This is a genomic window from Roseomonas sp. FDAARGOS_362 (assembly GCF_002754815.1).
GTDB lineage: Bacteria > Pseudomonadota > Alphaproteobacteria > Acetobacterales > Acetobacteraceae > Roseomonas > Roseomonas mucosa.
Genome location: NZ_CP024588.1, coordinates 1,981,187 through 2,002,896, shown reverse-complemented (window position 1 = coordinate 2,002,896; position 21,710 = coordinate 1,981,187). Strand labels below are relative to the sequence as shown.

Annotated in this window: 13 protein-coding genes and 2 pseudogenes; 10 read left to right on the top strand and 5 right to left on the bottom strand. The window is 70.4% G+C overall.

Translation table 11 applies throughout. The annotated features are described in order from the left end of the window. The first annotated feature begins 23 nt into the window (after positions 1-23). The 4 genes from CTJ15_RS14055 to glgA all read left to right on the top strand — a co-directional run bounded on the left by CTJ15_RS14055 (position 24) and on the right by glgA (position 7,308). Complete coding sequence (locus CTJ15_RS14055; RefSeq protein ID WP_058390270.1) at positions 24-644, top strand: zinc-ribbon domain-containing protein; 621 nt, start codon at positions 24-26, stop codon at positions 642-644. Between the two features lie 243 nt (positions 645-887). Further along, entirely contained in the window at positions 888-4,352 is a 3,465-nt protein-coding gene (locus CTJ15_RS14050) for a PAS domain-containing protein (protein WP_058390271.1), read from the top strand. Positions 4,353-4,648: 296 nt separating this feature from the next. Beyond that, entirely contained in the window at positions 4,649-5,872 is a 1,224-nt protein-coding gene (glgC, locus tag CTJ15_RS14045) for a glucose-1-phosphate adenylyltransferase (RefSeq protein ID WP_058390272.1), read from the top strand. After that, positions 5,872-7,308: a glycogen synthase GlgA gene (gene glgA / locus CTJ15_RS14040; protein ID WP_058390273.1), complete on the top strand. Its 1,437-nt coding sequence runs from the start codon at positions 5,872-5,874 to the stop codon at positions 7,306-7,308. The genes glgC and glgA overlap by 1 nt, the downstream gene beginning before the upstream one ends. A 26-nt stretch (positions 7,309-7,334) precedes the next feature. On the opposite strand, the gene CTJ15_RS14035 is transcribed toward glgA, so the two are convergent. The 3 genes from CTJ15_RS14035 to CTJ15_RS14025 all read right to left on the bottom strand — a co-directional run bounded on the left by CTJ15_RS14035 (position 7,335) and on the right by CTJ15_RS14025 (position 13,512). Next, positions 7,335-9,794, bottom strand: a complete 2,460-nt coding sequence (locus tag CTJ15_RS14035; protein WP_058390274.1) for a glycogen/starch/alpha-glucan phosphorylase — start codon at positions 9,792-9,794, stop codon at positions 7,335-7,337. Positions 9,795-9,968: 174 nt separating this feature from the next. Beyond that, positions 9,969-12,764, bottom strand: a complete 2,796-nt coding sequence (treY, locus tag CTJ15_RS14030; protein ID WP_099781640.1) for a malto-oligosyltrehalose synthase — start codon at positions 12,762-12,764, stop codon at positions 9,969-9,971. A 154-nt stretch (positions 12,765-12,918) separates the two neighbouring features. Then, entirely contained in the window at positions 12,919-13,512 is a 594-nt protein-coding gene (locus CTJ15_RS14025; RefSeq protein ID WP_099781639.1) for a transposase, read from the bottom strand. Between the two features lie 185 nt (positions 13,513-13,697). Here CTJ15_RS14025 and chrA point away from each other — a divergent pair, with 185 nt between their 5' ends. Further along, entirely contained in the window at positions 13,698-14,930 is a 1,233-nt protein-coding gene (chrA, locus tag CTJ15_RS14020; RefSeq protein WP_099781638.1) for a chromate efflux transporter, read from the top strand. Here chrA and CTJ15_RS24820 read toward each other — a convergent pair. Further along, a pseudogene (locus tag CTJ15_RS24820) lies at positions 14,927-15,106 on the bottom strand (IS5/IS1182 family transposase); the annotation flags it as partial. The gene chrA and the pseudogene CTJ15_RS24820 sit on opposite strands and share 4 nt — an antisense overlap. Here CTJ15_RS24820 and CTJ15_RS24815 point away from each other — a divergent pair. Further along, positions 15,107-15,265 (top strand): annotated as a pseudogene (locus tag CTJ15_RS24815) (IS6 family transposase); the annotation flags it as partial. A 113-nt stretch (positions 15,266-15,378) separates the two neighbouring features. Here the strand turns inward: CTJ15_RS24815 and CTJ15_RS14010 are convergent. Then, positions 15,379-15,774, bottom strand: coding sequence for a DDE-type integrase/transposase/recombinase (locus CTJ15_RS14010; protein ID WP_255414150.1), 396 nt, complete (start codon positions 15,772-15,774; stop codon positions 15,379-15,381). An 83-nt stretch (positions 15,775-15,857) separates the two neighbouring features. Between CTJ15_RS14010 and CTJ15_RS14005 the strand changes: the two genes are divergently transcribed. The 4 genes from CTJ15_RS14005 (at position 15,858) to cas7c (ending at position 21,706) form a co-directional block, all read left to right on the top strand. Next, the gene (locus CTJ15_RS14005; protein ID WP_099781637.1) at positions 15,858-18,113 is read left to right on the top strand and encodes a CRISPR-associated endonuclease Cas3''; all 2,256 of its coding nucleotides are present in this window, start codon (positions 15,858-15,860) and stop codon (positions 18,111-18,113) included. 197 nt (positions 18,114-18,310) lie between these two features. Next, positions 18,311-18,988 carry a type I-C CRISPR-associated protein Cas5c gene (gene cas5c, locus CTJ15_RS14000; RefSeq protein WP_058389756.1) on the top strand — a complete coding sequence of 226 codons (678 nt, stop codon included), beginning with the start codon at positions 18,311-18,313 and terminating at the stop codon, positions 18,986-18,988. Further along, entirely contained in the window at positions 18,985-20,775 is a 1,791-nt protein-coding gene (gene cas8c, locus CTJ15_RS13995) for a type I-C CRISPR-associated protein Cas8c/Csd1 (protein ID WP_075822409.1), read from the top strand. Before cas5c ends, cas8c begins: the two co-directional genes overlap by 4 nt. Then, entirely contained in the window at positions 20,768-21,706 is a 939-nt protein-coding gene (gene cas7c / locus CTJ15_RS13990; RefSeq protein ID WP_099781636.1) for a type I-C CRISPR-associated protein Cas7/Csd2, read from the top strand. Before cas8c ends, cas7c begins: the two co-directional genes overlap by 8 nt. The last annotated feature ends 4 nt before the right edge of the window (positions 21,707-21,710 follow it).

Genomic DNA, 21,710 nt, shown 5'->3' with positions numbered 1-21,710 from the left:
AGGATCGCTCCGAGGGAGTTCGCATGCGTATCGTTTGTCCCGGCTGCGAGGCGGCCTACGAGGTGCCGGAGGCGATGCTGTCGCCCGGACGTACGGTGCGCTGCGCCCGTTGCGGCCGGGGCTGGATCCCCTTGCCGGAGCAGGGCCGGGCCGTCTCGCCGGAGGAAGACCCCTTGGCCGAGCCTCCGGCCGGGCAGCTTCCGGCGGAGGCGGGCGATCCGGACACGGCCGTTGTGGCCGGACCCGCGGAGGCTCGGCCTGAAGGCTGCGGGCCGCTGGAGGAGCCGGCCGGCGACGGATCGATCCACGCTGCCGAGGCGCCTGCCCCGGATCTGCCCGCCATGGCCCTGGAGGCGGACCACGCCACGACCCCGAAGGAGCCGCTCTCCCATCCGGTGGAACGGGAACATGGTTTTCCCCCGGCGGAAACACGGGAACGCCCGCCGCGCGAGGGGATCGTGGTCCCGCCGCGCGCTGTTCCGCCCGTCGCGCGGCCGGAGCGCGGTCCCAGCCTGACCCTGGCCTGGACGCTCTCGGTCCTCCTCCTGCTCGCCGTGGTGGCGGCCCTGCTGGTCTGGCGAGGGGAGGTCGCCGCCGCCTGGCCGCCGTCGCAATGGCTCTACCGTGCCCTCGGCCTCGCCTGACGCACGCCTTCGCGGGGCGGTGGCGGCCCCGTTGCCGGGCCGTCCCGCGCCTGCCCCGCCGCCCGGCCGCCCCCGGGCAAGGGCGTGCGGCAGCCGGAATGCTTTCGGCAGGCCGCGAAATGCGGTTCCATGAGGCCCCTCAGCGGGCCATCCGGTTCCATGTCACCTGAAGCGCCCACCGAAGACCCCCGGGCTGGGCGGGGGCCACGGATACCGCGCCCGACCGGGCGCCGGCTCCATGGCATGCGCCACCACCTGCTTCTGGTGGTGGCCTGCACGGTGCTGCCCTTCGCGCTCTATGCCGTCTGGGCCATGGCCAGCCTGCACAACCGCGACATGCGGCGCACGGCCTCCAACCTGGTCACCAGCGTCTGCGCGCTTTCGGTGGTGCCGGACCAGGTCTTCGCGCTGGGCGAGGTGCGGCTGCGCGAACTGCTGGCCTCCGCCGCGCTGCCGCCGGCGGCGTCTCCGGCCAATGTCCCGGACGCCCCTTCTGTCCTCGCGGCCCTGCGTGCCACCCCGCCGGCCCGGACCCTGGCGCGGATGGGCAGCCTACGCTTCTACAATGCCCGGGGCCGCGACATCGAGGCGCTGTCCGCCGCCACCCCGGCCGATCCTGTCCCGGAGAGCTGGCGCCAGGCCCTGGTGCGCGTGGCGCGCGACGGGCAGGTCGAGGTCACCGACCTGCTGGACCGGCGGGTGGGCATCCTGGTTCCGGCTCCGCCCGGTCTGCCCTTCGCCGTCACGGCGCTCTGGCTGGCGCCCGAGACCCTGAGCGGCGCGCTGCGGCAACGCCTGATGCAGGAGGACTGGACCGCCACCCTGATGGACCGGCACGGGGTCGTGGTCGCCCGCACCCGCGGGGGCGAGGAGATGGTAGGACGCCCGGCCCCGCCGGAGATCGTGGCCGGCCTCGCGCGGGCGCCGGAGGGTGTCCTGCCCTATGTCCGGAACCAGGAAGGCGTGATGGCCATCATGGCATGGTCGCGCCTTTCCACGGAGGGCTATTCGCTCGCCCTGTCGATGCCCCGTGCCTCCTTCTACCAACGGATGCTGCGGGACTACCTGCCCGCCGCTGGGGTGGCGCTCCTGCTGCTGGCCGGGAGCCTGCTGCTGACCCTGCGGATCACGCGCCGTATCCGCGACGCGCTGGGCCTGCTGGCCGACCAGGGCCGGTCCGGCGCCGTGCTGGCCCTGCCCACGGGGATCCGGGAGATCGCCGAGGTTTCCGCCGCGCTCAGCGTCGCGGCCGTGGAGCGCGAGGCGGTGACCGCCGCCCTGCGGGCCCAGGAAGCCCGCTACCGCGCCCTGGTGGAGGCCAGCAGCGAGCTGGTCTGGATCGCCGATCCCGCGGGCCGGCTCCTGCCGGAAGGGGCCGAGGCCTGGGCGCGCCTCACCGGACTGCCGGTGGAGCGGTTGCGGCGGAGCGGCTGGTTCGAGGCCCTGCACCCGGACGACCGCAGCGTGGCGGATGCGCTCTGGCATGCCTCGCTGGCCAGCCGGCGGCCCTATGTCGGCGAATGGCGCATCCGGCGCGCCCTGCCGGCGGATGCGGGGAAGGTGGAGGCGGGTGGGAAGCAGCGGCTCTATGGCTGGTTCTCGGTCCGGGCGGTGCCGCTTATCGAGGCCGGCGGCCGGGTGCGGGAATGGGTGGGGCTGCTGGAGGATGTGACCGAGGCACGCGCCGCCTCCCGCGCCCTGACCGAGAGCGAAACCCGGCTGCGCCTCGCGGTGGAGGGTGACGGGCTCGGCACCTGGGACCTGGACCTGCGCAAGCAGGAGGGCGCGCTGTCGCCCGTGGCGGCCCAACTGCTCGGCGTCACGGCCCGGGAGGGGCGCATCCTGGCGGCCGACTGGATGACGGCGACCCACCCGGAGGACCGGGACAGGATCGGCGCAGCCTGGCAGGGGATGTCGCGCGAGGGCGATACCTTCGCCGTGGACTTCCGCCCCCTGCGTCCCGCGCGTGATGGCGGCGAGGTCTGGCTCGAGGGCCGTGCCCGCGTGCTGCGCAACGAGGATGGCCGGGCGGTGCGGCTGATCGGGGTCCTGCGCGACATCACCGACCGCATCCGGGCCGCGGAAGCGCTGCGGGAAAGCGAGGCCCGGTTCCGCACCATGGCGGAGGTCATGCCGCAGATCATCTGGACCTGCCAGCCGGATGGACGCTTCGATTACCTGAACAGCCGCTGGTACGAATTCACGGGGCAGGAGCCGGACCGGATCGACAAGGGGACCTTGCGGCGGGTGCTGCATCCCGAGGACTACGAACATTGCCTCGGCCTGTGGCGGCACTGCCTGGAAACCGGGGGGGACTTCGGCATCGAGGCCCGCTTCCTGGGGGCGGACGGCGCCTATCACTGGTTCCTGGTCCGCGCGCTTGCCCAGCGCGATGCCTCCGGCCGCATCCTGCGCTGGCTCGGCTCCAGCACGGGGATCGACGAAATCGTGGCGGCGCGCGAGGACCGCGCGCGGCAGGCGGCGCGGCTGGAGCAGCTGGTCGCGGAACGCACGGCGGCCCTGACCGAAAGCGAGCGCCGCCTGGCGCAGGCGCAGAAGATGGAGGCGCTGGGCCGCCTCGCCGGTGGTGTCGCGCATGACGTGAACAACGTGCTGCAGGCGGTGCTGGGCGGTGCGCGGCTGATGGCGCTGCGGGCCGAAGAGCCGGAAAGCGTTCGGCGCCTCGCCCGCCTGGTCTCGGAGCAGGCGGAACGGGGCGGGGCGGTGACCCGGCGCCTGCTGAGCTTCGCGCGACAGGGCGAGTTGCGCGCGGAGCCGCAGGATGTCGGCCTTCTGCTGACCGGCTTGCGGGAGGTGCTGCTGCACACGCTGGGCGGCCGCGTCTCGATCGCCCTGGCGGTCGATCCGGCCCTGCCGCCGGTCCTCGCCGATCGCGCGCAACTGGAGACGGTGCTGGTCAACCTCACCGCCAATGCCCGGGATGCCATGCCGGATGGCGGCGTGATCCGGCTCTCGGCCGAGGCGCTGGAACTGCCGGGCACGGCCGGGGCTTCGCCCGCGCTGAAGCCGGGGCGCTACCTGTGCCTGCGCGTCGCCGACCACGGCATGGGCATGGCGCCGGAGGTGCTGAATCGCGTCACCGAGCCTTTCTTCACCACCAAGCCGGTGGGGGAGGGCACCGGGCTGGGCCTGGCGATGGCACGCGGCTTCGCGGAGCAGTCCGGCGGAGCGCTGGAGATCGACAGCCGGCTCGGACAGGGCACCGTGATCTCCCTCTGGCTTCCGCAGGCGGAAGGCAGGGTGGAGCAGGACGGCGCGGCGCGCCCGGCCACGCCTGACGCGGCGTGCCGCATCCTGCTTGTGGATGACGAGCCCCTGGTGCGGGACGTGCTGGCCGAAACCCTGTCCGATGCCGGCCACAGCCTCGTCTGCGCCGAAGGGCCCGCCGAGGCCTTGCGGCATCTGCGGGACGGAGAGCGGCCGGACCTGCTGGTCACGGATTTCGCCATGCCGGGCGGCATGACCGGGCTCGACCTGTTGCGGGCCGTCCGTGACATCCTGCCGGGCCTGCCGGCGCTGCTGGTCACGGGCTATGCCGAAAGCGACACCGTGGCCGGCGTGGCCCAGGCTCTGGAAGGCGGGCCGCTGCTGCTGCTCCACAAGCCCGTGTCCGGTGCGATGCTGCTGGAAGCCGTGGCCCAGGCACGGGTGGGAATGGAGCCCGCCCCGGAACAGGGAACGCGTTAAGCGGTGTTGCCGCCAGGATGAATGCAATCCGGGCGCGAGGTTTGTTCGGGTCCTTCTCCCTTCCGGTGTGCCCCTGCTGGCTGCGTGCCGGACGCGGGCCGAATTATCCCCGTTGCCTGCCCCAGCAGTCGCCGCGCACGGAAAATTAAGCGCAGGCGGGCAGAGACTTGCGGCTCTGTGCGTGTGACAGTCGCCCGGCGCGCCATAATGGACGTGCACGAGGAAGCGTCGTCGAAGGGAGTCACCCATTCATGCCTCTACGGCCGCATGCAGGATCCCCGCTCGCGCGTCAGGCGATGGCCTATGTGCTGGCCGGCGGCCGAGGAAGTCGGCTGATGGAGCTGACCGACCGGCGAGCCAAGCCCGCCGTCTATTTCGGCGCCAAGTCGCGGATCATCGACTTCGCCCTGTCGAATGCCATCAATTCCGGCATCCGGCGCATCGGCGTGGCGACGCAGTACAAGGCGCACAGCCTGATCCGCCATCTCCAGCGCGGCTGGAACTTCATGCGGCCGGAACGCAACGAGAGCTTCGACATCCTGCCGGCCAGCCAGCGCGTCTCGGAAAGCGCCTGGTACGCCGGCACCGCCGACGCGGTGTACCAGAACCTCGACATCATCGAGAACTACGGCGTGCGCTACATCGTCCTGCTCGCCGGCGACCATGTCTACAAGATGGACTACGAGAAGATGCTGCGGCAGCACTGCGAGAGCGGTGCCGACGTCACCGTCGGCTGCATCGAAGTCCCGCGCATGGAGGCCACGGGCTTCGGCGTGATGCATGTGGACGAGAACGACCGCATCATCTCCTTTCTGGAGAAGCCCAAGGACCCGCCCGCCATGCCGGACAATCCGGAGATGGCCCTGGCCAGCATGGGCATCTATGTCTTCGAGACCGCCTTCCTCGCCGACCAATTGCGGCGCGACGCGGCGGAGCCGCATTCGGAGCATGACTTCGGCAAGGACATCATCCCCTATCTGGTGAAACACGGCACCGCCGTGGCGCACCGCTTCGCCGAATCCTGCGTCCGCTCCAGCGATCAGGCCGAGGCCTATTGGCGCGATGTCGGCACGGTGGATGCCTACTGGCAGGCGAATGTGGACCTGACGGACGTGGTGCCGGCGCTCGACCTCTATGACCACGAATGGCCGATCTGGACCTACAGCGAGCTGACGCCGCCGGCGAAGTTCGTCCATGACGACGACGACCGGCGCGGCCAGGCCATGGATTCCCTGATCTCGGGCGGCTGCATCGTGTCCGGCACGCTGGTGCGGAAGTCGCTGATCTTCCCCAGCGTGCACGTGCATTCCTATGGCGAGATCGAGAACTCCGTGATCCTTCCCCGTTGCGACATCGGGCGTCATGCGCGCCTGCGCAACGTCGTCATAGACAGCGAGGTCAGAATTCCGGAAGGGCTGGTGGTGGGCGAGGACCCGGAACTGGACGCGCGGCGCTTCCGCCGGACCGACAAGGGCGTCTGCCTGATCACCCAGCCGATGATCGACCGGCTGTCCGACTGATGCCTTCCGTCCTGTCGGTGGCCTCGGAGGCCTATCCGCTGATCAAGACCGGCGGGCTGGCCGATGTCGCGGGCGCCTTGCCGGCAGCCCTGGCGCGGGAGGGCTTCGCCGCCCGCACGCTGCTGCCCGGCTATCCCGCCGTGCTGCGGCGGCTGGAGGACGGGGAGGTCGCGGCGGAACTGCCGGACCTCTTCGGCAGCCCGGCCCGGCTGCTGTCGGGGCGGGCGGGGGAGCTGGAAGTGCTGGCGATCGAGGCGCCGCATCTCTACGGGCGCGAGGGCAACCCCTATGCCGGGCCGGAGGGCGACTGGCCCGACAACGCCCAGCGTTTCGCCGCGCTGGGCCGCGTGGCCGAGCGGCTGGCGCGGGGCCTGCTGCCCGGTTTCACGCCCGATATCGTCCATGCACATGACTGGCAGGCCGGCCTCGCCCCGGCCTATCTGCATTATGGCGAGGGGCGCCGCCCGGGCACCGTGATGACGGTGCACAACCTCGCCTTCCAGGGGCAGTTCCCGCCGCACCTGCTGGCGGAACTGGGCCTGCCGCCGGAAGCCTGGTCGATCGACGGGGTGGAGTATTACGGCGCCATCGGCTTCCTGAAGGCCGGGCTCTACTTCGCCGACCGGATCACCACCGTCTCGCCCAGCTACGCCGCCGAGATCCGTACGCCGGAGGGAGGCATGGGGCTCGACGGCCTGCTGCGCTCGCGCGGGGCGGATGTCTCCGGCATCCTGAACGGCATCGACGAGACGGTCTGGGACCCCGCCGCCGATCTCCTGCTGGCCGAGCCCTATGACCGGAAGCATCCGGAGCGACGGGCCGCGAACAAGGCAGCGTTGCAGGCGGCGATGGGGCTGGAGGTGGATGCCTTGGCGCCGCTGCTGGGCGTGGTCAGCCGGCTGACCTGGCAGAAGGGGATGGACCTCGTCCTCGCCGCCCTGCCGGCGCTGACCGAGGGCGGCATGCAACTCGCCCTGCTCGGCGCGGGCGACAAGACGCTGGAGGAAGGCTTCCTTTCCGCCACCCAGGCCTGGCCTGGACGGGTGGGTGCCGTGCTCGGCTATGACGAGGCCCTGGCGCACCGCATCCAGGCGGGCTGCGACGCGCTGCTGGTGCCCTCGCGCTTCGAGCCTTGCGGCCTCACCCAGCTCTGCGCGCTGCGCTATGGCGCCCTGCCGCTGGTTTCGCGGGTCGGCGGCCTGGCCGACACGGTGATCGACGCCAACGAAGCGGCGCTGGCGGCCGGGGTGGCGAACGGCCTGCAATTCGCGCCCACGACGCGGGAGGCGCTGGAACTGGCCTTTGCCCGCCTCGGCGTCCTGTGGCGCAACCGCGCCACCTGGGAGCGGATGCAGCACAACGCCATGACGGCGGATGTGGGCTGGTCCCGCCCGGCCCGCCAGTACGCGGCGCTGTACCACGAGATCATGCGATAAGCGGGCCGGGGGCGGGACCTCCCGCCTCATCGCGGCGGCGTGTCCCAGATATCCTCGGCATATTCGCGGATCGTGCGGTCGGAGGAGAACCAGGCGACATGGGCGGTGTTCAGCACCGCGCTGCGCCACCAGGACTCCGGCTCGCGCCAGCGGGCCGCGACCTCGCGCTGCGTGGCGTCGTAGCTGTCGAAATCCGCCGTCACCAGGAAGCGGTCGTCGTTCAGCAGCCCGTCCACCAGCCCGGCATAGCGGTCCGGTTCGTCCGGAGAGAAGACGCCGCCGCGGATGGCATCGAGGACCTGCGACAGGGCGGGAGAGGCCGCCACCGCCTCGCGGGCGTCGTAGCCGGCGGCCTTCTTCCGTGTCACCTGATCGGCGGTCAGGCCGAAGATGAAGATGTTCTCCGCGCCGACATGCTCGCGGATCTCGACATTGGCGCCGTCCAGCGTGCCGATGGTCAGCGCGCCGTTCAGCGCCAGCTTCATGTTGCCGGTGCCCGAGGCCTCCAGCCCGGCGGTGGAGATCTGCTCCGACAGGTCGGCCGCGGGGATGATCGCCTCGGCGAGGGAAACGTTGTAGTTCGGCAGGAAGGCGATCCTGAGCATGCCGTTCAGGGTGGGATCGTTGTTGACCACGCGCGCCACGTCATGCGCCAGCCGGATGATCAGCTTGGCCTGCCAGTAGCTGGCCGCCGCCTTGCCGCCGAAGATCTTCACCCGCGGCACCCATTCGTTCATCGGCCGTGCCCGCATGGCGTTGTAGAGCGCCACCGCCTGCAGGATGTTCAGGAGCTGGCGCTTGTATTCGTGGATGCGCTTGATCTGCACGTCGAACAGCGCGTCGGGATCGACGGCGAGACCGATCCGGTCGTGGATGAGGCGGGTGAGCTTCTCCTTGGCGACACGGCGCTGCGCGGCGAAGCGGCGGCGGAACTCCGCCTCCTCCGCATGCGGCACCAGCCCGGCGAGCTTCTCCGGATTGTCGAGCACCTCCTCCCCCAGCGTGTCCACCAGGAGCCTGGTCAGGCCGGGATTGGCGCGCAGCAGCCAGCGGCGGAAGGTGATGCCGTTGGTCTTGTTGGTGATGCGGCCGGGGCAGACGCGGTTCAGGTCGGCGAAGACCGTGTCCTTCATCAACTGCGTGTGCAGCGCCGAGACGCCGTTGATCCGGTGCGACCCGATGAAGGCGAGATGGCCCATGCGCACGCGGCGGCCGTGTTCCTCGTCGATGATGGAGACGGCGGCGAGCAGGCGGTCGTCCGCGCCCTGCTCCTTCCGCACGGTGTCGAGGTGCCGGGCGTTGATCATGTAGATGATCTGCATGTTGCGTGGCAGCAGGCGTTCGAGCAGCGAGACCGGCCAGGTCTCCAGCGCCTCCGGCATCAGCGTGTGGTTGGTGTAGGAGGTGACGGCGCGGGTGATGTCCCAGGCCAGGTCCCATTCCATGTGGTGGATGTCGACCAGCAGGCGCATCAGCTCCGACACGCCGATCGCCGGATGCGTGTCGTTCAGCTGCACCGCGACCTTGTCGGCGAGATTGTCCAGCCGGTCGAACTCCGCCACGTGGCGGCGCAGCACGTCCTGCAGCGAGGCCGAGGCGAAGAAGTATTCCTGGCGCAGGCGCAGCTCCTGCCCGGCCGGGGTCTCGTCGCCCGGGTAGAGCACGCGGGAGATGGATTCCGCCCTGATCCGCTCAGCCTGCGCGCCCAGATGGTCGCCATGATTGAAGGCGGCGAGGTGCAGCGGGTCGCTGGCCCGGGCCGACCAGAGGCGCAGCGTGTTGATGCGCTTGCCGCGCCAGCCGGTGACGGGCGTGTCGTAGGGGATGGCGCGCACCGTCTCCCCGGGATGCCAGACGAGCCGCCCGCCATCCACCGCCACGTGGCCGCCGAAGCCGACCTTGTAGCGCAGGTTGGCGCGCTCGAACTCCCAGGGATTGCCGAGGGAGAGCCAGTCCTCCGGCAGTTCGTGCTGGGTGCCGTCGGCGGGGATCACCTGCCGGAACAGCCCGTGCTCGTAGCGGATGCCGTAGCCGAAGGCGGGGATGCCGAGGCTTGCCAGGCTTTCCATGAAGCAGGCGGCCAGCCGGCCGAGCCCGCCATTGCCCAGGGCCGCGTCCATCTCCTGTGCGGCGATGGCATCGAGATCCACGCCGAGGCCCGACAGGGCCTCCCGCGCCGTCTCGGTGATCCGCAGGTTGCCCAGCGTGTCCGCCAGCAGCCGGCCGATCAGGAACTCCATCGAGAGGTAGCAGACCCGCTTGTCGCCCCGGGCCAGCGTGTCGGCATTCGAGGAGCGCCAGTGGTCCATCACCAGGTCGCGCGTCGCCAGGGCGGTGGCCAGGAACCAGTCCCGCTTGCTTGCCCGTTCCGGCGAGCCGCCGACCTGATACGTCAGCCGGTCGAGGATCCTCTGGCGGAAGGTCTCCGGCGAGACCGCGCCTTCGGTCGCCTCGCGGGCGGGGGCGGGCAGGTCGGTGATGTTCACGCGGGCATGTCCTCCTGGAAGGGCGGAAGCGGGGAGATCTGGGCCCATCCTCTCGCGCCTCGCGAGCGGTTCCAAGGCTTCTTGTCATGGTTGTGCGGATAGGCGCCCGTTACGTCCAGGGAAAAAACCGGCCGGGCAAGGCGCCCGGCCTGGTTTCGGATCGCTTCGTGGAACTCAACCAAGGGAGAGCAGTGCGACCGGGAGCCGCGCGAGCAGGGTGGCGGCGCGGAGCGAGCCATCCGGGGCTGGCACCTCTCCGCCGTTCAGCACGTCGGTGAGCGCCCCCGGCATGTCCGGCGGCAGGAGGATGGCGGTGTCGCCCCAGGCCTCGGCGGGGACCAGGGGCTGCCCCGCCTCGCCCAGCAGGGCCGCCGGCAGGCGCGTGACCACCGTGATCGCCGCTTGGCCTCCCCGGCGCCGGGCGAAGGCCAGGAGGTGCGCCGCCTTCGCGCCCTGGATCTCCAGGGGCAGGTAGTCGCCCTCCGCGAAGAGCTCCGGCCGCTGGGCGCGGAGCGCCAGGGCGCGGGCGATCACTGCCTGCTTCACCCGCCCGTCCTTCCAGTGGGAAAGGAGGCCGGCGGGGGACTCGCCCGCCTCCAGCGCCGCCCGCCGGGCGGGGAAGTCCACCGGGCGGCGGTTGTCCGGGTCCACCAGGGAGAAGTCCCAGAACTCCGTGCCCTGGTACAGGTCCGGGATGCCGGGGGAGGTGCAGCGGATCAGCGTCTGCGCCAGCCCGTTCACCGCCCCGGCGGGGGCGAGGCGCAGGGCGAAGCCGGCGATCTCCTCCCGCATGTGGCTGGCGCGGTCGGCGGCCAGGATGTTGCGCAGGAAGTCCTGGCAGGCGGATTCATAGGCCTCGTTCGGCACGGCCCATTCCGAGCGGCGCTTGCCTTCGCGCAGGGCCTTCTCCTGCCAGGCGGCGACGCGCTGGATGAGGTCCTGCACGCCCTGCTCGTCCGCGGGGTCGAGATCCAGCGGCCAGGCGCCGACCAGGGTCTGGTAGAGCATCAGCTCGTCCACCGCGTCCGGCGCCGGGGTGCCGTCCACCTCGCGCTTCAGGCTGTTGTTCAGGCGGGTCCAGCGGGTCAGCGCCGTGGCCCATTCCTCCGGCAGCTCCGAGATGACCGCGAGACGGATGCGGTTGTCCTCGCCGCGCTTGTGGTCGTGGGTGGCGGTGGCGAGCATCTCCCGCGGGAAGTGGCGCGCGCGTTCCCGGCACATGGCGTGGAAGGAGGCGGGGCTTTCGGTGAGGTGGCCGGGTTCGGAGCCGACCTCGTTGCGCGAGATCAGGCGGCCGTAGCGGTAGAAGGCGGTGTCCTCGACCGACTTGGCGGCGACGGGGGCGGAGAGCTGCTGGAAGCGCACCGCGGCGCGCAGGCGCTGGCGGCGGCCGGCGATGGGCAGGCTGCGCGGCACCTCGCCGCCGAGCCAGCCATCGAGCAGGTCGAGCAGGGGACGCTCGGTGGCGCGCACGGTGCGGCGGGCGCCGGCGAGCGCCCATTCCAGCGTGCGCTCGTCCTCCTCGTTGCGGCCGGCCATGGAGACGTAGGTGCGGTAGACGGGGAAATGCGCCAGGACCTCGGAGATGGCGCGGCGGATCGCGGTGAGGGTGAAGTCGCGCGTGGCGAGGTCGGTCTGGGCGATGCGGTGCAGGGCGGTGGCGGTGCCGTTCAGCTCGGAGGCGAGGTTCTCCCGCAGGATCTGGCGGCGGGCCTCGCGGGCCTCGTCCTCGAAGCGGGGGGAGCGGGCGGTGAGGTCGGCCCAGAGCCGGGTCAGGCGTTCCTCGCCGGCCGGGTCGTGGAGGAGGCCCGCGACCTCGTCCATGAAGTTGTAGCCGGTGGTGCCGTCCACCATCCAGTCCTGGCGCAGGCGCTCGTGCGGGGCGAGGATCTTCTCGACCAGCAGGAGCGGCTCCCCCTTCGGCGCGGTGGCAGGGCGGTGGCGGCCGGCGGCGCGCAGGCGGCGGCGGAGCTTGCGGCAATAGGCGCGCGGGTCGGCGAGGCCGTCCACATGGTCCACGCGCACGCCGTCGATCGCGCCCTCTGCATAGAGCTTCAGGATCAGCTCGTGCGTGGCCTCGAAGACCTCGGGGACCTCCTGGCGCAGGCCGCCCAGGCTGGTGACGTCGAAGAAGCGGCGCCAGTTGATCTCGTCGGTGGCGGCGCGCCACCAGGCGAGGCGGTAGTTCTGCGCCTCCAGCAGATGGTGCAGGCGGGTGCGGCTCTCGGGTTGCTTCGGGTCGAAGGCGGCGAGGACGGATGCGATCCTGGCCTGTCCACCCGGTTCCTTCGCGAAGCGGGCGAGGACGTCCAGCGCCACGCCGGCGGCGGCGCGCATGGCCTCCGCGCTCCCCGGCTGTGCGATGCCGGCGAAGACCTGGGCGATGCCGTCGAGCGAGGCGTCGCCGGTGGCGCGCAGGATCGTCGCATAGGTGGCGGGGGCGATGGGGAAGCGGTGCTCGAAATACTCGGCGTAGATCTTGCCGCTTTCCGGCTCGAAATGCAGGGCGAGGTCGCCCGATTCCAGCACGGTGCCATAGGGGCCGCCGAGGAAGGGGGCGAGGAGCTTGTCCTTCAGCGCCGGGTCGGCGGGGTTCCAGTCGATGTCGAAGAAGCTGGCGAAGGGCGAGCGCGGGCCCCATTCCAGCACGTCCAGCCACCAGCCGTTGTCGGCGCCGCCCACGCCCATGTGGTTGGGCACGATGTCGAGGATGAGGCCCATGTCCGCCGCGTGCAGGGCGGCGACGAGGCGTTGCAGGGCTTCCTCTCCCCCGACCTCCGGGTTGATTCGGGTGGGGTCCACGATGTCGTAGCCGTGGGTGGAGCCGGGGCGCGCCTTGAGCAGCGGCGAGGCGTAGAGGTGGCTGATGCCGAGCGCCTTGTAATAGGGCACCAGCGGCACCGCGTCGTCCAGCGTGAAGTCCTTGTGGAACTGCAGACGCGCCGTCGCACGCGGGGTTTCGGGGATCACTGTTTCGGCTCTCCGTGCTCAGGGCCGCGCCGGGGGCGCAAGGCTCGTTGCCGCGCACAACGCGCCAGGGGGGCGGGTGGTGGCAGGGCGGGGGACGGAAAGCCGGATCTGTGGTTCCGGGGGCGCGGTTTTCCCGGAGGGAGGGGCGGCGGGGTCATGGCCAGGCGTGGCGCAGGCGGTTGGGCAGGCGCGCGCGGCCGGCGGCGGTGCGGTGGAGGGCGCGCAACGTCCGGAGCAGGGCACGGTAGGGGCCGATAGTGCCGTAGGCGCCTGTGAAGACAGGGATTTTGGCGTGGGCGAGGGTTTCGGACAAATCGGGATCGGGCAGCAGCCAGGGCGGGCCGGGGAGGGCGGAGCGGAGCCCCAGGCGGCGGGCGAGCAGGACCAGGCGGAAGCCCAGGATGCGGTGGGCGCGGCGGGCGGCGCGGCAGATCCGGTGCTCGATGGCGCGGAGCGGGTGGGTGGGGGCGGCGGTGGCCAGAACCTTGAGGAGGTGTTCCCAGAGGCCGGCATGGGTGAGGCGGCGGAAATGGCGGGCGATGCTGTCGGGGTTGCCGTAGTGGGCGGGCAGTGCGCGCCAGGGGGAGGCGGTGAGGGCGAGATGGAAGATGGCGTCCATGCGGCGGCGGAGGTCCGCGACGCGGCGGCCGGCCGGGGTGCGGGGGAGGAGATAGGGGAGGAGGGCGTGCCACTCGGCATCGGTGAGGGGGCGAAAGGGCTGGGGTGGGGAGAGGCGGGGGAGGAGCATGGGAAGAAGTGTAGCACGGTGGGCCGCAATTAGGAAGATTTTCCTTTTGTTGGTGAGGGATGGGAGGTGTCATGGCCGCTGCCGGCCTTGGACGGCCTCTCCGCGGCATCGGGCCGCGATTCGGGATCTTCATTGGACAGGTCGCAGCCCGTGACCCAGATTGCCGTTCCCTGAAGGAACTGCGCATGGACGGCCTTTCCCGTTGTTCCCGGCGCCCGGAGAATGCCGGGGATCAGCGCGGGAGCTTTCTCGGAATCCTGCTGCTCTTTCTTCGCCTGGGCCTGACCTCCTTCGGTGGACCGGTCGCCCATCTCGGCTATTTCCAGGACGAGTTCGTGACCCGCCGCCGTTGGCTCGACGAGAAGGGCTATGCCGATCTCGTCGCGCTGGCCCAGTTTCTTCCAGGTCCGGCCAGCAGCCAGGTCGGCTTCTCGCTCGGCGTGCTGCGGGGCGGCCTGCCCGGCGGGTGCGCGGCCTGGCTCGGCTTCACCCTGCCGTCGGCCGTGGTGATGCTGCTGGCGGCCTATGGGGTGGAGTGGGCGACGGGCGGCATGGGCGTGGGCATCGTGCATGGCCTCAAGCTGGTTGCTGTCGCCGTGGTGGCGCAGGCCGTCCGTGGCATGGGGGGAAGCCTGTGCCCGGATCGGCCGCGGCGGACGATCGCGGTGCTGGCCACCGTCGCGGTCCTGCTCCTGCCCTTCGCCTTCACCCAGGTCGGCGTGATCCTCGCCGGTGGCGCGGCGGGCCTTGTCCTTTACCGGGGCGGCGATGCGGGGCCGCCGGGCGCGGCGATGCCGTTCCAGGTTTCTCGCGGTGCCGCGGCCGCAGCCCTCGTCCTGTTCCCCGTCCTGCTGATCGGCCTGCCCGTGCTGGCCACGGTCACCGGGTCCCACGCGGTCGCCACGGTCGAGGCATTCTACCAGGCCGGGTCGCTGGTCTTCGGCGGCGGGCACGTCGTGCTGCCGCTTCTGGAGCGTGCCTATGTGCCAGCCGGCTGGATCAGCGCCGACCGGTTCCTCGCGGGCTACGGCGTGGTCCAGACGGTGCCCGGGCCGCTTTTCACCTTTGCCGCCTTCGTGGGCGCCGCGCAGAATCTGGCGCCGAACGGCATTGCCGGGGCGGTGCTCGCGTTGCTGGCGGTGTTTCTGCCGGGCATCCTGCTGATGTACGGCATGCTGCCCTTCTGGGACGCGCTGCGGCACCGGCCGGCGGCACGCGCTGCCATGCAGGGCGTCAACGCCGCGGTCGTCGGCATCCTCGCCGCGGCCCTGTTCGACCCGATCTGGATATCCACCGTCCGTACCCCTGCCGACTTCGCCATTGCCGTGCTGGCCTTCGCTGCACTGGTCTGGTGGCGGGTTCCGGTCTGGCTGGCCGTCGTCCTGACGGCAGCCATGGGGGTGGTCCTGGCCGCCTAGGCGCAGGACTCATTGATCCAGAAGAGGACGGTGGCGGCGAGGGAGATGGCTGAGAGGAAGGTATGGGCACAGCGGTCGTAGCGCATGGCGACGCGGCGCCAATCCTCGATGCGATGGCTCTGGCGGTAGAGTGCCTTATCGTAGGGAATCGGGATCTTCCGGCTGCGGGTCGGGGGGAACTGATCCTGGCGGAGCGGGGCATCACCGTCACGCACGAGAGCATCCGGGGCTGGTGCCGGAAGTTCGGCCCGGAGTTCGCGGCCAAGCTGCGGCGGCGCCGTCCGAAGCCGAGCGACATCTGGCACCTCGATGAGGTGCTTCTGCGCATCAATGGCGTGCTGCACTATTTCCGGTGAGCGGTAGACCGGCACGAGGTGGTGCTGGACATCCTCGTTGGTTGTGTTGCGCAGTTTGCGGCGGGCAGCAAATGGCGTGGATAGCAGGCGGATCAGGCAGCAGCCTGGAACAGCTCGGCGATGGAACTCGCCTGGACCCGCATGTCCCGCCCGCCGATATACCGAACCTGTCCCTTCCCGTTCATGGCCATCGCCTCGCGGCCCGCCAGTGTTCGTCGCGCCATATGGAAACTGCCGAAGCCAGGCCCCGGTCTGACCAGGCGTTTCACGCGCCGATGGTCCTGTTCCACGATGTTGTTGAGGAACTTGCATTGCCGCAGGCGGGAGAAGCGCCACAGCTCGCCATTCCCTTTCAACTGCTCGATGGCAGACGGACAGGCCGGGTTCTTGTCCACCGTGATGGTACGAGGGTTGACCGTATGCGGCTGCCCCAGCGCCTTGCGGAAGAAGCGCTTCGCGGCCGCCGCGTCCCGCCTGGCCGAGAGCAGGAAGTCGATCGTCTGGCCGCGGCTGTCGACAACCTCCGGCAGGAACCAGAGATACTGTCACAGAAGAACGATCGGGAAGGTCAATGCGGAAGTACGCCCATTCCATTCAAGGCAAGGAAGCCGTTTCCTGGGAGGAACTCTCTTCCCATCTTCAGGATGTCTCCACCCGGGCGGCTTCCTTCGCAGCCGCCTTTGGATGGTCAGAAATGGCGCGAATCGCCGGCCTCCTTCATGACATCGGAAAAGTCTCCAGCGCTTATCAGGCCTACATCGCGTCCCCGGCGGTCCCAGGTCGTAAGGGACCGGACCATTCCACGGCCGGAGCAAGGGAGGCCCTGAACAGCTATCCAAAAGGGGTGGGATGGCTGCTGGCTGGCATCATCGCGGCGCACCATGCTGGGTTGGCCGATGGCAAGAAACTGCGGGCCACGCGCTTCGGTGTGGATTACCGGCTGGAACCATATGATGGGTGGCAGGCGCATACCGGCCCCTTGCCGCCCGCCCAGGCGATGGTGCCGCCAGCCGGCTTCCAGCCCTCCCCTCATCCCGGCTTCTCCCAGGCATTCCTGACGCGGATGCTGTTCTCGTGCCTGGTGGATGCCGATTTCCTGGCGACGGAGGCCTTCTTTGCCCGGTCCAGGGGCGGGGCCCCGCACCGCGGCGGCCATAGCCCGCTGGACATGCTCCGCCAGCGACTCGAAGCGTCCCTGGCAGCCCTGCCGACGACGGGAGCGCCCGATATCAACGCGCTGCGGCAGCGGGTGCTGAAGCATGCGCGGGCGAAGGCCGCGCTGGCACCGGGCCTCTTCACCCTCACCGTGCCCACCGGCGGCGGCAAGACGCTGACCTCGCTCGCCTTCGCGCTGGAGCATGCGCGCCGGCATGGGCTGCGGCGCGTGGTCTGTGTGGTGCCCTTCACCGCGATCATCGAACAGACCGTCGACGTGTTCCGCAGCGCCCTGGGCACGCAGGACGACGTGCTGGAGCACCATTCCGGCGTGGACTGGGAAGGCCCGAAATCGGAGGAGGGGACGGAGCCGGACAGCCTCACCCGGCTGAAGCGCGCGGCGGAGAACTGGGACGCGCCGATCGTCGTCACCACCGCGGTGCAGTTCTTCGAGAGCCTTTTCGCCAGCCGCACCTCCCGCTGCCGCAAGCTGCACAACCTGGCCAAGGCGGTGATCGTGCTGGACGAGGCACAGACCCTGCCGCTGCCAGTGCTGCGCCCCTGCATGGCGGCGCTGGAGGAGCTGGCGCGCAACTACGGCAGCAGCGTCGTGCTCTGCACCGCGACCCAGCCGGCGCTGCGACAGAAGGACGGCTTCAAGGGCGGATTCGACCTCGACGACACGCGCGAGCTGGCCCCGGAGCCCCGTGCCCTCTACGCCGCGCTGAAGCGCGTGCGGGTTGAGGTGATGCCGCAGCCCGTATCCGACGCCGCAATCGCCACGCGCTTCGCGGACCAGCCGCAGATGCTGTGCATCGTCAACAGCCGCGCGCATGCCGCGGCGCTGTACGAAGCGATCCGCGAACTGCCCGGGGCGATGCATCTCAGCACGCTGATGTGCGCGAAGCACCGTCGGGAGGTGCTCGCCCAGGCGCGGAAGCGGCTGCGTGACGGTGGGCCGGTGCGGCTGGTCTCCACCAGCCTGATCGAGGCAGGCGTGGACATCTCGCTGCCCGAGGTCTGGCGTGCCGAGGCGGGGCTGGATTCCATCGCCCAGGCGGCGGGCCGCTGCAACCGTCATGGGGAGCTGCCGGCCGGGCGGGTGGTGGTGTTCACGCCGCAGGAGGACAAGGTGCCGCACAGCCTGAAGCGGTTCCGGCAGGCGGCGCAGGGCGTGCTGGGGCGCACGGAGGACCCGTTGGGGCTGGAGGCCATCCGGGCCTACTTCCAGGCGCTGTACTGGACGCAGGGTGACGAGGCATTGGATGCGACCATGGTGGACGGGTATCGCGGCGTGCTGCCGGCCCTCGCCGAGGGGCGGAGGAGCGGCGAGTTCCCCTTCCGCAGCCTGTCCGAGGCCTTCCGGCTGATCGACGAAACCATGCTGCCGGTCGTCGTCGCCTGGGATTCGGAGGCCAAGGAGCTGCTGCGGAAGATCGAGGCGATGGATCGGCCACTGCCCGCCGACCTGCGGAAGCTGCAGCCTTACACGGTGTCCGTGCCGCGGCAAGCGCGGGCGCAGTGGCTCGCGACAGGGGCACTGCGCCCGGTGCATGTCGGGCTGGGCGATGCACTGCTGACCTTCGTGGCCGAGGCGCCTTACGACCAGCAGACGGGGTTGCGGCTGGGGGACAGTGCGCTGCTCCGGCGGGTGGAGGAGAATGTATGGTGAGACCTCGTCTGCCGGCCGCGGCTCAGGATCGGGGCGGTGGGATTTTCCCGTAACGATATCGTCCCCAGAACATCTTTCGCGCGACGACGGAGCGTATATCTTTCTCCACGGGGCCAGATGCGAATCGGTCTGGCATCTTCGCGTTCTGGATGCGGGCCAACTCGGGAGGGAGACATGCTGTTTTCGTGGCACCCGGCATGAGCTTCGGCGTCCGGCTGCATGTCTGGGGTGACCGCGCCTGCTTCTCCCGCCCGGAGATGAAGGTCGAGCGTGTTTCCTACGACGTCATCACCCCTTCCGCCGCGCGCGGCATTCTGGAAGCGATCCACTGGAAGCCGGCGATCCGCTGGGTGGTGGACCGGCTCCATGTCCTTCGCCCGATCCGCTTCCAGTCCTTCCGCCGCAACGAGGTGTCCAGCAAGATCCCCGGCCCCACGGCGGAACGCGCCATGCGGGCAGGCTCCGTCGCCGGGCTGGGGATGGTGATGGAGGAGGTGCGGCAGCAGCGGGCCGCCACCCTGCTCGTCGACGTTGCCTATGTGATCGAGGCGCATTTCGTCATGACGCCGCGCGCTGGCGCCGAGGACACGCCGGCCAAGCACCTGTCGATGTTCAACCGGCGCGCCGAGGCCGGGCAGTGCTTCCATCGCCCCTGCCTCGGCACACGGGAGTTCGCCGCGGAGTTCGCGCTGCTCCCGCCCGGGGCCCCGCTGCCGGCGAGCACCCTGCCGCCGGACCAGCGCGACCGCGACCTGGGCTGGATGCTGCACGACATCGACCATGAGGCGGGCGCGGTCTCGCGCTTCTTCCGGGCACGGATGCGTGACGGGGTGGTGGATGTGCGCGCCTGCCTGGAGGAGGGCAGCGCGACGTGACCATCCTTCAATCGCTCGACCGCTACTATGACCGTATGGCAGCGCGGGGGGAGGCGGAGGCGCCCGGCTACTCCCGCGAGAAGATCGGCTTTGCCATCCTGCTCTCCCCGGAGGGCGAGCCGGTCAATCAGAAGGACTTGCGTGAGCAAGTCGGCAGGAAGCTGCAGCCTCGCCTGGTGGAAGTGCCGGCCGCCGTCAAGCGGACGGCGGGCATCTCGCCCAATCTGCTCTGGGACAAGAGCGCCTATGTGCTCGGCCGCACTGCCGGCCAGGGGCGCCGCACCGCCGACGAGCACGCGGCCTTCCGCAAGCTCCATCTGGACCTGCTGGCGGAAACGAAGGACCCGGGGCTGCTCGCACTGCGCCGCTTCCTGGAAGCCTGGCAGCCAGAACGCTTCGACGCGCCGCCTTTCGAGGCGGAGATGCTGGACGTCAACCTGATCTTCGCGCTGGAGGGCGAGCACCGCTATCTGCATGAACGGGAGGCCGCGCGCGCTCTGGTCGCGGCGCGCGGGGGTGGCGAGGGGAAGCGCGCCATCTGCCTCGTTTCCGGCATGGAGGCGCCGATCACGCGGCTGCACCCGACCATCAAGGGGGTGGAGGGCGCGCAGAGTTCCGGCGCGGCGTTGGTCTCCTTCAACCTCGAAGCCTTCGGTTCCTACGGCCAGGAGCAGGGCGCGAATGCCCCGACCTCGGAGGCGGTCGCCTTCCGCTACGGCGCCGCGCTGAACCGCATGCTGGACCGCGGCAGCCGCAATCGCCTGCCGCGCCCGGTCGGCGACACCACCGTGGTGTTCTGGGCCGATGCCTCGGATGTCGGCGAGGAGACAGCCGAGGCGGCCGAGAGCGCCTTCGATACCCTGTTCAACCCGCCCGCCCCGGAGGGTGATCCGGCGCGCGACGGCGAGGAGGCCGCGAAGCTGCGCGCCCTTCTCGCCGCGCTGCATGAGGGCCGCCCGCTGCGCGACGCCGACCCGAAGCTCACCGAGGGCGTGCGCTTCCACATCCTGGGCCTCGCACCCAATGCCGCGCGTCTTTCCGTGCGCTTCTGGCTGTCGGACGACTTCACCGTCTTTGCCCGTAGGCTAGCCGACCACTATGCGGCGCTGGCGATCGAGCCGCCGCCCTGGCGCGCGTTGCCGCCCTCGGTGAACCGTCTGCTGGTGAAGACCGTCGCCCTGCAGGAGAAGTTCGACAACATCCCGCCTCTGCTCGCCGGGGAGGTGACGCGCGCCATCCTCGCCGGCACGCCCTATCCGCGCAGCCTGCTCGCCACCGCCATCATTCGGCTGCGCGCGGGCGACGATGCCGGCACCGGCTGGCACGCCGCCGCGATCCGCGCCGTGCTCGCCTCGCACCATCGAAAGGAATCGCCGCCCGTGAGCCTCGATCGGGAGAATGCCAGTTCGGCCTATCAACTCGGCCGACTCTTCGCGATGGCCGAGATCGCCCAGCGCGTCTCGCTGGGCAAGGTGAACGCCACCATCCGCGACCGCTACTTCGGCGCCGCCTCCGCCACGCCGGCCAACGTCTTCCCGCTGCTGCTGCGGGGGGTACAGAACCATCTCGGCCGGCTGCGCAAGGAAGGCAAGGGTGGCTGGATCGAGAAGGAGATCGACCAGATCTTCGCGCAGCTCCCGCCCTCGCTGCCGCGCTCGCTTGCGCTGCAGAAGCAGGGGGAGTTCGCTATCGGCTACTACCACCAGCGCAGCGCGCGCATCGGCAGCAAATCCGCCGGGCAGATCGCGGACGAGGAAGAGAGCAAGGAAGGCGACATCGATGAGTGAGACGGCCGCGCTGACCCGGCGGCACGAGTTCGTGCTGTTCTTTGACGTCACCAACGGCAACCCGAACGGTGATCCGGATGCGGGCAACCTGCCGCGCCTGGACCCCGAGACCAACCGCGGTCTGGTGTCGGACGTCGCGCTGAAGCGCAAGCTGCGCAACTACGTGGCGCTTGCCCGGGGCGACCGGCCGGGGCACGAGATCTACATGCGCGATGGAGCTACGCTGAACGTCGAGCACAGGCGCGCCTGGGCCGCCGTGATGCCGGAGGTGACCAAGGCCGACGAACAGAAGAAGCTGCCGAAGGACGAGGCCAAGTCCCAGGCCCTGACGCGCTGGATGTGTGCGAATTTCTGGGACATCCGCAGCTTTGGCGCGGTGATGACCACGGGAGTCAATGCCGGGCAGGTGCGCGGGCCGGTGCAGCTTACCTTCGCCACCTCGGTCGAGCCGGTGCTGCCGCTGGAGATCTCCATCACCCGTCTCGCGGCCACCACCGAGAAGGATGCGGAGGAGAAGGGTGGCCGCACCATGGGCCGCAAGCACATTATCCCCTACGGTCTCTACCGCGCGCACGGCTTCGTTTCCGCGCCACTCGCCTCGCATCCGGTCAAGGGCACGGGCTTCTCCGAAGCCGATCTCGACCTGCTGTTCGAGGGGCTGATGCAGATGTTCGAGCATGACCGCTCCGCCGCCCGGGGCGAGATGGCCACGCGACGCCTGGTGGTGTTCCGGCACGCCACGGCGCTGGGCAATGCGCGGGCCAGCGACCTCTTCGACCGGGTGCGCTGCTGGCGGCGCAAGGGGGAGAGCCGCCACCCCGTGGGCGCGGAGACGATCGACAACTGGCCTGCCGCCCGCAGCTTCGCTGATTACGACATCACTGTCGATCGCGACGGGCTGCCGGAGGGGGTGGAGGTGATCGAGCGTTGAGCGT

Bases quoted from the DNA above. Each gene is read 5' to 3' on its own strand.
- CTJ15_RS14005 (WP_099781637.1), top strand. From the start codon at position 15,858: ATGCGGAAGTACGCCCATTCCATTCAAGGCAAGGAAGCCGTTTCCTGG.
- glgA (WP_058390273.1), top strand. From the start codon at position 5,872: ATGCCTTCCGTCCTGTCGGTGGCCTCGGAGGCCTATCCGCTGATCAAG.
- cas7c (WP_099781636.1), top strand. From the start codon at position 20,768: ATGAGTGAGACGGCCGCGCTGACCCGGCGGCACGAGTTCGTGCTGTTC.
- glgC (WP_058390272.1), top strand. From the start codon at position 4,649: ATGGCCTATGTGCTGGCCGGCGGCCGAGGAAGTCGGCTGATGGAGCTG.
- cas5c (WP_058389756.1), top strand. From the start codon at position 18,311: ATGAGCTTCGGCGTCCGGCTGCATGTCTGGGGTGACCGCGCCTGCTTC.
- CTJ15_RS14050 (WP_058390271.1), top strand. From the start codon at position 888: ATGCGCCACCACCTGCTTCTGGTGGTGGCCTGCACGGTGCTGCCCTTC.
- CTJ15_RS14055 (WP_058390270.1), top strand. From the start codon at position 24: ATGCGTATCGTTTGTCCCGGCTGCGAGGCGGCCTACGAGGTGCCGGAG.
- CTJ15_RS14025 (WP_099781639.1), bottom strand. From the start codon at position 13,512: ATGCTCCTCCCCCGCCTCTCCCCACCCCAGCCCTTTCGCCCCCTCACC.
- chrA (WP_099781638.1), top strand. From the start codon at position 13,698: ATGGACGGCCTTTCCCGTTGTTCCCGGCGCCCGGAGAATGCCGGGGAT.